9 protein-coding genes are annotated in these 10,194 nt (G+C 69.6%); 6 read left to right on the top strand and 3 right to left on the bottom strand.

The genetic code is table 11. The features are described 5' to 3' along the window. The 3 genes from ACTB72_RS17965 to ACTB72_RS17955 all read right to left on the bottom strand — a co-directional run. A partial coding sequence (locus tag ACTB72_RS17965) for an ATP-binding protein (protein ID WP_463038382.1) occupies nucleotides 1-1,677 on the bottom strand: 1,677 nt, incomplete at its 3' end. A 707-nt stretch (nucleotides 1,678-2,384) separates the two neighbouring features. Then, a complete protein-coding gene (locus ACTB72_RS17960; protein WP_463038381.1) occupies nucleotides 2,385-3,122 on the bottom strand; it encodes a hypothetical protein in 738 nt (245 codons plus the stop codon). Nucleotides 3,123-3,172: 50 nt separating this feature from the next. Beyond that, nucleotides 3,173-3,844 (bottom strand): TetR/AcrR family transcriptional regulator, encoded by a 672-nt coding sequence (locus ACTB72_RS17955; protein WP_463038380.1) that lies wholly within the window; start codon nucleotides 3,842-3,844, stop codon nucleotides 3,173-3,175. Between the two features lie 189 nt (nucleotides 3,845-4,033). Between ACTB72_RS17955 and ACTB72_RS17950 the strand changes: the two genes are divergently transcribed. The 6 genes from ACTB72_RS17950 to ACTB72_RS17925 all read left to right on the top strand — a co-directional run bounded on the left by ACTB72_RS17950 (nucleotide 4,034) and on the right by ACTB72_RS17925 (nucleotide 10,174). Beyond that, nucleotides 4,034-4,918 carry a shikimate dehydrogenase gene (locus ACTB72_RS17950; RefSeq protein WP_463038379.1) on the top strand — a complete coding sequence of 295 codons (885 nt, stop codon included), beginning with the start codon at nucleotides 4,034-4,036 and terminating at the stop codon, nucleotides 4,916-4,918. After that, nucleotides 4,915-6,807 carry a bifunctional sugar phosphate isomerase/epimerase/4-hydroxyphenylpyruvate dioxygenase family protein gene (locus ACTB72_RS17945; RefSeq protein WP_463038378.1) on the top strand — a complete coding sequence of 631 codons (1,893 nt, stop codon included), beginning with the start codon at nucleotides 4,915-4,917 and terminating at the stop codon, nucleotides 6,805-6,807. Before ACTB72_RS17950 ends, ACTB72_RS17945 begins: the two co-directional genes overlap by 4 nt. Before the next feature lie 30 nt (nucleotides 6,808-6,837). Further along, on the top strand, nucleotides 6,838-7,824 hold the full coding sequence (gene dctP, locus ACTB72_RS17940; protein ID WP_463038377.1) for a TRAP transporter substrate-binding protein DctP: 987 nt from the start codon (nucleotides 6,838-6,840) through the stop codon (nucleotides 7,822-7,824). Nucleotides 7,825-7,905: 81 nt separating this feature from the next. Then, the gene (locus ACTB72_RS17935) at nucleotides 7,906-8,415 is read left to right on the top strand and encodes a TRAP transporter small permease (protein WP_463038376.1); all 510 of its coding nucleotides are present in this window, start codon (nucleotides 7,906-7,908) and stop codon (nucleotides 8,413-8,415) included. Then, nucleotides 8,415-9,731 (top strand): TRAP transporter large permease, encoded by a 1,317-nt coding sequence (locus tag ACTB72_RS17930; RefSeq protein ID WP_463038375.1) that lies wholly within the window; start codon nucleotides 8,415-8,417, stop codon nucleotides 9,729-9,731. Before ACTB72_RS17935 ends, ACTB72_RS17930 begins: the two co-directional genes overlap by 1 nt. A gap of 5 nt (nucleotides 9,732-9,736) precedes the next feature. Then, nucleotides 9,737-10,174, top strand: coding sequence for a type II 3-dehydroquinate dehydratase (locus ACTB72_RS17925; RefSeq protein ID WP_463038374.1), 438 nt, complete (start codon nucleotides 9,737-9,739; stop codon nucleotides 10,172-10,174). Nucleotides 10,175-10,194: the final 20 nt, after the last annotated feature.

Below are 10,194 nucleotides of genomic sequence, written 5' to 3'. Positions count from 1 at the left end.
GCCCAGCGCGCGTTCGATGGCGGTCCGGCTTTCCTCCAGCAGCGACAGCCGCTTCCAGAACGGGATCGCCGCGGCGCAGAGCGTCACCGCCAGCTCGGTCCGCGAGGGATCTTCGGCAGCCCAGCGCAGCGCATCGCGAAAATCGTCGATTTTCGCCCCGTAGCGGTCGAGCCATTCGCGTCGTGGCCGCTGTTCGGAGGCCGCCTCCGCCTGCGCCGCGAGGTCGAGACAATGTTCCGCGTGCCGGCGTCGGGCGGCGTCGAGCTCGCCGCTCGCGACCAGCTTCTCCAGGGCGTAGCTGCGGGTGGTGTCGAACTGCCGGTAGGCCACGTCGTAGTCGCCCGCCTCCGCCGCGATCAGCGACTTGGAGACGAGGTTCGCCAGGGCGTCGATCACGTCGGCGCGGCTCATGCGCGGGTTCGCGGCGACGGCGCAGGCGGCGTCGAGCGTGAAGGCGCCGGCGAAGACCGACAGGCGGCGCATCACGATCCGCTCGTCGTCCGAGAGCAGATCGAAGCTCCAGTCGATGGTCGCCGACAGCGTGCGATGCCGCGGGGCGCCCGCGCGCCGCCCGACCAGCAGCCGAAATCGGTCGTCGAGCTGCGCCAGCACGCCTTCCACCCCGAAGGCGTCGACGCGCGTCGCGGCGAGCTCGATGGCCAGCGCCAGGCCGTCGAGCTTGCTGCAGATCTCGGCCACCGCCGGCGCGTCGGCGTCGCTGAGCCGGAAGGTCTCCAGCCGGTCGGTGGCGCGCTCGACGAAAAGCTGCACCGCGGGGAAGGCCAGCGCCGCCTCCGCGTCGAAGCCGCGCGGATCGGGCGGCGCGTCGAGCCCGGGCAAGCGGCGCACCCGCTCCCCCTTCACGCGCAACGGCTCCCGGCTGGTGACGAGGAACCGCACGCCCGCGGTGGTGCGCAGGATCCGGTCGACGCAGGCGGCGGCGGCGTCGACGACATGTTCGCAGCTGTCGAGCACGATCAGGAGGTCGCGATCCCTGAGGAAATCGCAGAGCGCGGTGGAGATGTCGGTGGATTGCGCGGTCAGCCCGATGGCGGCCGCGATCGCGGAGGGCGCGAGCCGCGCGTCCTTAAGCGGCGCCAGCTCGACCCACCACACCCCGTCGGCGAACTGCGCCATCGCCTGTTCGGCGACCGCCAGCGCCACCGTGGTCTTGCCGATGCCGCCGGGCCCGACGATCGACACGATCCGGGATTTTTCAAGGTCGCCATGGATGGCGCCTATGGCCGTCTCCCGCCCGAAGACGCGCGTGATCCCGTTGGGAAGATTGTGCCGGCGCGCCGGCGTCGGCCCCGGGTCCGCCTGCGGGAGCGGCGCGTCCGACACCCGGACCGGGGCGACGAAGCGATAGCCTCTGCCGATCACGGTCGCGACGTAACGCGGGGCGTCGCGCCCGTCGCCCAGCGCGCGCCGGAGCGCCGCCATGTTGACCTTGAGATTGCTCTCGTCGACGAAGGTGTCCGGCCAGACCCGCGCGAGCAGCTCGCTCTTGCCGATGACGTCGCCGGGACGCTCGACGAGGGCGGTCAGGATGTCGAGGGCGCGGCCGCCGATGCGAACCGGCGCGTCGTCCCGACGAAGCATCTGGCGCCCGGGGATGAGCACGAACGGACCGAAGGCGTAGGACCTCGCCCCCTGCTCCGGAAGATGACCCGCCACAATCGTCCTCCCTCGCGCCCGACGTTCATGCCGTTGGGCGAAATGGATAGCACGGCGCGGATCTCGCGAGGCGTTTATGTCGAGGAGCCGCCCGCCGGCGGGGCGCTATACGGACATGGGCTCGCCTCCCTGTTTCGCGCGCGAACGTCCAGCCTTGGCGCGCCGGTCGGGTTCCAGGCCGGAAAGCTTCCATCGCCAGGGCGGCGGATCACCGGGGCGGTTCCTGGGCGGGCCGTCGGTCAACCGCTCGCGCGCATCCCTCCGCCATGCCCGGGGTTCGCCGCGATCGAGCGTTGCGGCCGCGATCAGCGAAGCGACGACGGCCGGGCGTTCGGCGCAGGAGATCGGCCCCGCGCGTCGCGGATGGCGCCCGCGAGACCGCTCCCGTCGTCGTTATCGAGCGTCTGCTGGACCGCATCCCGGACCGCGCGGTCGAGGATCGTCGCGTTCAGGTCCGGATGCCGCTCCCGGATCCGCGCGGTGGCCGGGACGCATCCGCCGCCCGAGGGCGACTGGCTCGGGCCGCGTCCGGCGCGGAGATTTCGCGGCGCGGAGAAGTCGTGCGAACCGCGCGACCTGAAAACCGGCCGAGGGCCCCCGCGCCCCGCTACCGGACCGGCGAGCGCGTCCCACGGGGGCCGAGGCGGCCGAGACGCTCTTCGCTCCCACCCCCGAGGTGAGCCGCGCGCCGCCGTCCCGGCGAGGCGCTAGGCCTCGGGCGTCTCGCAGGCCTGGCGCGCGGTCAGCCTCGGGGCGGCGGACGCGTCGTCGCAAAGCGTGCCGCGCTGGCGGGGGACGCGGCCCAGCGCCTCCATCGCCGCCTCGATCCGGCGCGGCGCCATGTCCTGGACGAAAGCGGCGCCGGCGGCGCGCGAGATGCTCTCGTCCATCAGCGTGCCGCCGAAATCATTGGCCCCGGCTTCGAGGCAGAGGCGCACGCCGTCCTCCCCCAGCTTCACCCAGCGCGCCTGAACATTGGCCACCGCCGCGTGCAGCGCCAGCCGCCCGACCGCGTGCATCAGCACCGCCTCGCGCAGCGTCGACACGGCGCGGAACCGGCCCCTGAGGTGGAACGGCGCCTCCATCGGCACGAAAGGCGGCCGCACGAACGCGGTCAGCCCGCCGGTGCGCGATTGCAGGTCGCGCCGGCGCAGCAGGTGGCGCGACCAGTGCACCGGCTGCTCCAATTGGCCGAAGATGATGGTCGAGGTGGTGCGCAGCCCCGCCTCATGCGCGACGCCCGCCGCCTCCAGCTGCCGGTGGCGAAGGACCCCGACGCGCCGCCGGCGGAGGAGACCGCCGCCACCATGGCGGCGCGGGCGCGCCTCCGTTCCGAACCCGGGGGGCCGAGCTCTGGATGCGCGCACCGCTTGCGATCGAAGCCAAGCCGAAGCGCGCTTGATCGAGATGCGCGGCGAGCCGGGCGCCATGCGGACGAGCATCATGGGAGAGGCGCCTGACCACGTCCGCCCCCGAACGTTCGAGTGTCCGCTCCCTAGGCCAAGGCCAGCTTCAGGACCATGTCGCCCACATGCCGCCGAAGCGTGTCCTGCCCCTCGTCGCCGAACAGCGCGTCGCCGAAGATGTGGGAGAAGGTGGCCCGGTTCGACACGTTGAAGTAGCTCAGCGCCGAAATGTGCCAGTGCAGCTCCACCGCGCTGAGGCCGGGACGGAAGACGCCCGCCTCCAGCCCGCGGGCGTAGATGTCCTCGAGGAGCCGGATCGCGTTCCGGTTCTGGCCCAGCATATCGGCCGCATCCGGCATGTGGCGTCCTTCGTGCACGTTCTCGATCATCACCAGCCGGATGAACGCCTTGGAGCGGCGATGGTTCTCGAAGGTGAATTCGGCGAGCGTGCGCAGCGCCACGTCGGGCGGCAGGCCCTCGAGCTCCAGCGCGCTTTCGGCTTCGCGCGTGCGGCGGTAGGCGTCGGCCAGCACCTCGCGGTAGAGGCCCTGCTTGTCGCCGAAATAGTAGTAGATCATGCGCTTGGAGGTGGAGGTCCGCGCCGCGATCTCGTCGATCCGCGCCCCTGAAAGACCATTCTGCGCGAAGACCTCGCGCGCCACCCGGAGGATGTTCGCACGCACCCCGTCGGGGTCCTGCTTCCAGCTCCGCTTGGGCGAGTCGTCGGGTTCAACGGGGTCCGGGTTCGGCGCGTCTTCCATGGCTCTCTCTCGGGTGCTGCACGCCTGCATAGGAAAATCCCTCTGAAATGTCTCGGATTTTCTCGTCGCAGCGCATGAATTAACCGGCACGAACATTCCGTTGACTAAATTAACCGTCTCGAACATTATCATCTGAACGCCGGCGCATGACCGGGGCAGGGGAGGCATGGGATCGTGGCGACGGCATGGATGCCCCAGGTCGAAGGACCGAAGGCCGGGGGGGACGGGCGCGTCCTGGTCGGCCTGCTGGGGCAGGGCATCGCCGCATCGCGCACGCCGCGGATGCACATGGAAGAGGGCGCGGCGCAGGGGCTCGCCTACGACTACCGGCTGATCGATCTGGCCGGCCATGCGAGCCCGCCCTCGGTCGAGGAGATCCTGGCCGGGGCCGAAGCCGCGGGGTTCCGGGGCCTCAACGTCACCTTTCCCTACAAGCAGGCGGTGATCGCGCATCTCGGCCTGTTGTCGGAGAACGCGCGGGCGGTCGGCGCCGTCAACACCATCGTCTTCCGCGACGGCGTGCGCCACGGGCACAACACCGACTACTGGGGGTTCGGCGAGAGCCTCCGGCGCGGATTGCCGGGGGCGGCGCGCGACCGTGTTCTGCTGATCGGGGCCGGGGGGGCAGGGGGCGCGGTCGCGGCGGCGCTGCTCAACGGCGGCGTCGGGCGGCTGATGGTCCACGATATCGACGCGGCCGCGGCCCTGCGACTGACGGCGAGCCTTGTGGCCCGGTTCGGAGCTGGGCGCGCCGAAGCGACCGAAGACCTCCGGGCCGCGGCGCAGGCCGACGGCATCGTCAACGCCTCGCCGGTGGGGATGGCGAAGCTGCCCGGACTGCCGCTGCCCGCCGACCTGATCGAGCCGCGGCACTGGGTGGCCGACATCGTCTATTTCCCGCTGGAAACCGCGCTTCTCGCCGCCGCCCGCGCCAGGGGCTGCGCGGTGCTGCCCGGCTCCGGCATGGCGCTTTTCCAGGCGGTGCGGGCGTTCGAGCTGTTCACCGGCCTCGCCGCCGACCCGGCGCGGATGCGCGCCACCTTCGATTCCTTCGACAAGGAGGGGGCGCCATGAAAACCTCCATCGCCACGGTCTGTCTTGCGGGTGATCTACGCACCAAGCTCACGGCCATCGCCGAGGCCGGCTACGACGGGATCGAGATCTTCGAGCAGGATTTCGTCGCCTTCGACGGGACCCCGCGCGAGGTCGGCGCGCTGGTCCGCGACCATGGCCTCGAAATCATGCTGTTCCAGCCCTTCCGCGATTTCGAGGGCCTGCCCGAGCCGCTGCGCGCCCGCGCCTTCGACCGGTTCGAGCGGAAGTTCGACCTGATGCAGGACCTTGGCGCGGAGCTCGTTCTGGTCTGCTCCTCGGTCCATCCCGAAGCGCTCGGCGGCATCGACCGCATGGCCCAGGACTTTTCGGAACTGGGCGAGCGGGCGCAGCGGCGCGGGCTGCGGGTGGGGTTCGAGGCGCTGGCCTGGGGCCGCCATGTCTGGGACCATCGCGACGCTTGGGAGGTGGTGCGGCGCGCCGATCATCCGAATGTGGGCCTGATCCTCGACAGTTTTCACACGTTGGGGCGCAAGATCGCGCCGGACAGCATCCGCTCGATCCCCGGGGACCGCATCTTCTTCGTCCAGCTCGCCGACGCGCCGCGGATCGAGATGGACCTGCTCTACTGGTCGCGCCACTTCCGCAACATGCCGGGCGAGGGCGATCTGGACGTGGTGGGCTTCATGCGCGCGGTGGCCGCGACCGGCTATGACGGACCGCTGAGCCTCGAGGTGTTCAACGACCAGTTCCGTGGCGGCAGCCCCAAAAGCATCGCGGTGGATGGCCATCGCTCGCTCATCTACCTGATGGATCAGGTGGCGCGGCAGGAGCCCGACATCGCCATCCCGGTCACGAAAATGCCCGACCGCATCCGCTGCGAGGGCGTGGCCTTCATCGAATTCGCCGCGGATGCGGAGGAGGCCGAGGCGCTGGGCCGGCTCCTGCGCAGCCTCGGGTTTCGTCGGGTGCGGCGGCACATCGCCAAGGAAGTCGACCTCTGGCAGCAGGGCGACATCCGGATCGTCATCAACACCGACGCGCATGGCTTCGCGCGCGCCGCCCACGCCGCGCACGGGCTCAACATCTGCGACCTGGGCCTGCTGGTGGCGGATGCGGGCGCGACGGAGGCGCGGGCGAAGGCGCTGGGCGCCGCCACCTTCCGCCAGCCGACGGGGCCGGGCGAAGTCGAAATCCCCGCCATCCGCGGCGTCGGCGGCGGGGTCCTGCACTTCATCGACCGCACAAGCGGGCTCGCCGACGTGTGGACGACCGAATTCCAGTCGGTCGAGGACGACGACGCCCCGGCGCCCGCCGGCCTGACCCGCGTCGACCATGTCGGCCAGACGATGAATTACGAAGAGATGCTGACCTGGTCGCTGTTCTACATCTCGCTTTTCGATGTGGCGAAGCAGCCGATGGTCGATGTCGTCGATCCCGGCGGGCTGGTCCGATCTCAGGCCATCGAAGGGCCGGATGCGGGCCTGCGCCTGACCCTGAACGGGGCGGAGACGCATCGCACGATGGCGGGGCGCTTCATCGCCGAAAGCTCCGGCTCCTCGGTCCAGCATGTGGCCTTCGCCACCGACGACATCTTCGCGGCGGCCGAGGCGCTGGAAGCGAACGGCTTCGCGGCCCTGCCGATCCCGGGGAACTATCACGACGACGTCGCCGCCCGCTTCGGGCTGGAGGACGGCTTCGTCGAGGACCTGCGCCGCCTGAATCTGCTCTACGACGAGGCCGGGGGCGCCAGCTTCCTGCAGCTCTATTCGCAGACCTTCGGAGAGGGGATCTTCTTCGAGATCGTCGAACGACGCGCAGGCTACGCCGGTTACGGCGGACCGAACGCGCCGTATCGCCTGGCCGCCCAGGTGCGCCTGATGGGCCGGGAAGCCGCCCGGAAAAGCTGAAGCCAAAATAAACTTGGAGGAAACGCCATGATGACGACGACACGCAGAACCGCGCTGAGGCTGCTGACCGCGGGGGCGATGGCCCTGGTGACCGCGATGCCGGCGATGGCGCAGGACAAGCCCAAGCTGCGCTTTTCGGCGGTGTTCTCGGAGCAGGACATCCGCGCCGAGATGATGAAGAAGATCCAGGCCGGGGTCGCCGACATGGCCGACCTCGAACTGTTCTACGGCGGCAACCTGTTCAAGCAGGGCGCCGAGATCATCGCCATCCAGCGCGGCAACCTGGAGATGGGCAACATCGCCCCCCAGGACATCGCCAACCAGATCCCGGCCTTCTCGATCCTGACCTCGGCCTATCTGTTCCGCGATGCCGCCCACCTCAACGCCTTCTTCGCCAGCGATGTCGGGGCCGAGATGAAGGCGCTGGCCGAAAAGCAGCTCGGCATCCACATCCTCGGGCCGACCTATTTCGGCACCCGGCAGGTCGGGCTCCGCATCGACAAGACCATCACCACCCCCGCCGACATGGAAGGCGTGAAGCTGCGCATGCCCGGCGGCGACGCCTGGCAGTTCCTCGGCACGGCGCTGGGCGCGAACCCGACGCCGATGGCCTATTCCGAGGTCTATACCGGCCTGCAGACCGGCGCGATCGACGGCCAGGACAACCCGTTCCCGAATGTCGAGAACATGAAGTTCTACGAGGTGATGGACCAGCTGGTGCTGACCTCGCATCTGGTGGGCTACGACCTGCTGGTGATCTCCAAGGCTGCGTGGGAGGCGATGAGCCCCGAGCAGCGCACCGCCTTCGAGGCCGCCGCCGACGAGGCCATCGCCTGGAGCACCGCGCAGCATCAGGCGCGGGAGCAGAAGCTGGGCGATTTCTTCAAGGAGAAGGGCCTCAAGATCTCGACCCCCGACGTGGACGCCTTCCGCAAGCACGCGCAGGAGATGTATCTGAACTCGGACCTGTCGAAGGACTGGCCTGAGGGCATGCTCGAGCGGATCAACGCGCTCTGATCGCCTGAGCGCCCGCCCGGCCTCGCGCCGGGCGGGACCGCGGCCGAGCCATCCCGGACCGGGGCGAAGGGGGGACCTGCAATGCACGCGCGCCTGTTGCGCTGGGGCGGTTGGCTGCACCGGCGCGCCGACGACATCGCCTCGATCATGCTGGCGGTGATGTTCCTGGCCTTCATCTGCCAGATCGTCTTCCGCTATGTGCTGAACCTGCCGGGCGGCTGGGCGAACGAGCTCTCCATCGTCATGTGGCTGTGGCTGGTGCTGTGGGGCGCGGGCTTCGTGCTGCGTGAGCGCGACGAGATCCGCTTCGACCTGTTCCTCAGCCTCGCGCCGCCGAAGGTGCGGCGGGCGATGGCGGTGGTCTCCTGTCTCGCGCTGCTGTTTCTCTATGGCTGGTCGCTGCCCGCGACCTGGGATTTCGTGACCTTCATGAAGGTGCAGAAGACCTCATATCTCGACATCCGCTACGACCGGCTGTTCGCGATCTTCATCCTGTTCGTGGTCGCGGTTCTGATCCGCTACGTCTTCCTGCTGGCCCGGGCCCTGCGCGGCGCGCCCGAGGCCGCTTCCCGCGGCGAGGATCCGCTCTGATGCTCCCCGATCCTTTCGCCATGCCCGATCCCTTCGCCATGTCGGTGATCGCCATCGTCGCGCTTGCGGTGATGGGCCTGCCCATCGGGCACGCGATGATCGCTTCGTCGATCCTCTACCTGCTGCTGGCCGGCCAGGACATGGGGATCGCCGCCGAGCAGATCCTGAACGGGCTTTTCGCGAGCTACATCCTGCTGGCGGTGCCGCTGTTCATTCTGGCGGCCGAGCTGATGAACGCGGGGTCGATGACCCTGCGGCTGCTCGCCTTCTGCAACGCTTTCGTGGGGCGGTTCCGCGGCGGGCTGGCGCTGGTCAACGTCGTCCAGTCGGTGATCTTCGCCGGCATGTCGGGCTCGGCCATCGCCGACGCGGCCGGCTCCGGCAAGATGATGCAGAAGATGATGACCGCGGGCGGGCGCTATCCGCCCGCCTTCGCCGCGGCGCTGACCGCGAGCTCGGCGGTGATCGGCCCGATCATCCCGCCCTCGATCCCCATCGTGATCTACGCGCTGGTCTCCGACGCCTCCATCGGGTTCCTGTTCCTCGCCGGCGTGATCCCGGGGCTGCTGATGGGCCTCGCGCAGGCGGGGATCATCGTCGGGACGGCGCGGCGCCGGAATTTCCCGGTGGAGAAGCCGACGCCGCTGCGCGATCTGCCCGGGATCACCTTCAAGGCGCTGCCGGCGCTGATGATGCCGGTGGTGCTGCTCGGCGGCATCTACGGCGGCGCCACGACGCCGACGGAGGCGGCGGCGGTCGCGGCGCTCTACGCCCTGATGGTCTCGGCGCTGCTCTACCGCTCCGTCACCTTCGCCTCGCTGCGCCAGTCGCTTTCGTCCTCGGCGCGCACCACCGCCTCCATCGGCATGCTGATCGCCGGCGCGCTGGTCTACAACTACGTCGTCACCATCGAGAACATCCCCGCCGCGCTGAGCGTCTGGCTGGGCGGGGTCGATCTGGGGCCCGTGGGCTTCCTGCTGATCGTCAACGCGACCCTGCTGGTGCTCGGCTGCCTGCTGGAGGGGACGACGATCCTGCTGGTGATCGTGCCCGTCTTCATCCCGACCGCCAACGCGCTCGGCATCGACATGGTGCATTTCGGGATCGTGTGCGTGGTCAACATCATGCTCGGCCTGATCACGCCGCCCTATGGACTGCTGCTGTTCGTGATGGCCACGATCTCGGGCCAGCCGCTGGGGCGGATCGTGAAGGAGATCACGCCGTTCCTGCTGGCGCTGCTCGCCACGCTTGTGCTGATCACGCTGGTTCCGGAGGTTTCGCTCTGGCTGCCCCGGCAATTCGGCTACGGAGGATGACGCCCATGTCCGACACGCTCCACGTCCTGAACGGCCCCAACCTGAACCGTCTGGGCAAGCGCGAGCCCGAGATCTACGGGCGCGTCACGCTGGCCGAGGTCGAGGCGATCTGCCGCCGCGCCGCGGGCGAGACGCCGCTGGTGTTCCGGCAGACCAATTCCGAGGCGGAGCTGATCGGCTGGATCCACGAGGCGACGGACGACGGCGCAGGCATCCTGATCAATCCGGCCGCTTTCACCTTCTATTCGATGGCGATCATGGACGCGCTGAAGATGTTCGCGGGTCCGATCATCGAATACCACATCTCCAACGTGCACCGACGCGAGGCGATCTATCACCGCTCGCTGATGTCGGGCGTGGTCACCGCGGTGATGGCCGGCCTCGGCGCCGAGGGCTATGGCGCGGCGGTGACCGAGCTGAAGCGGCTGGCGACGGCCGGCTGAGCCGCGACCCGACGCTGGCC

This window comes from Albimonas sp. (assembly GCF_055129145.1).
This window is presented reverse-complemented; position numbering and strand designations above follow the sequence as displayed.

Coding starts and splice junctions, on each gene's coding strand:
- ACTB72_RS17960 (WP_463038381.1), bottom strand. CDS start 3,122: ATGATGCTCGTCCGCATGGCGCCCGGCTCGCCGCGCATCTCGATCAAG.
- ACTB72_RS17930 (WP_463038375.1), top strand. CDS start 8,415: ATGCTCCCCGATCCTTTCGCCATGCCCGATCCCTTCGCCATGTCGGTG.
- dctP (WP_463038377.1), top strand. CDS start 6,838: ATGACGACGACACGCAGAACCGCGCTGAGGCTGCTGACCGCGGGGGCG.
- ACTB72_RS17935 (WP_463038376.1), top strand. CDS start 7,906: ATGCACGCGCGCCTGTTGCGCTGGGGCGGTTGGCTGCACCGGCGCGCC.
- ACTB72_RS17950 (WP_463038379.1), top strand. CDS start 4,034: ATGCCCCAGGTCGAAGGACCGAAGGCCGGGGGGGACGGGCGCGTCCTG.
- ACTB72_RS17945 (WP_463038378.1), top strand. CDS start 4,915: ATGAAAACCTCCATCGCCACGGTCTGTCTTGCGGGTGATCTACGCACC.
- ACTB72_RS17925 (WP_463038374.1), top strand. CDS start 9,737: ATGTCCGACACGCTCCACGTCCTGAACGGCCCCAACCTGAACCGTCTG.
- ACTB72_RS17955 (WP_463038380.1), bottom strand. CDS start 3,844: ATGGAAGACGCGCCGAACCCGGACCCCGTTGAACCCGACGACTCGCCC.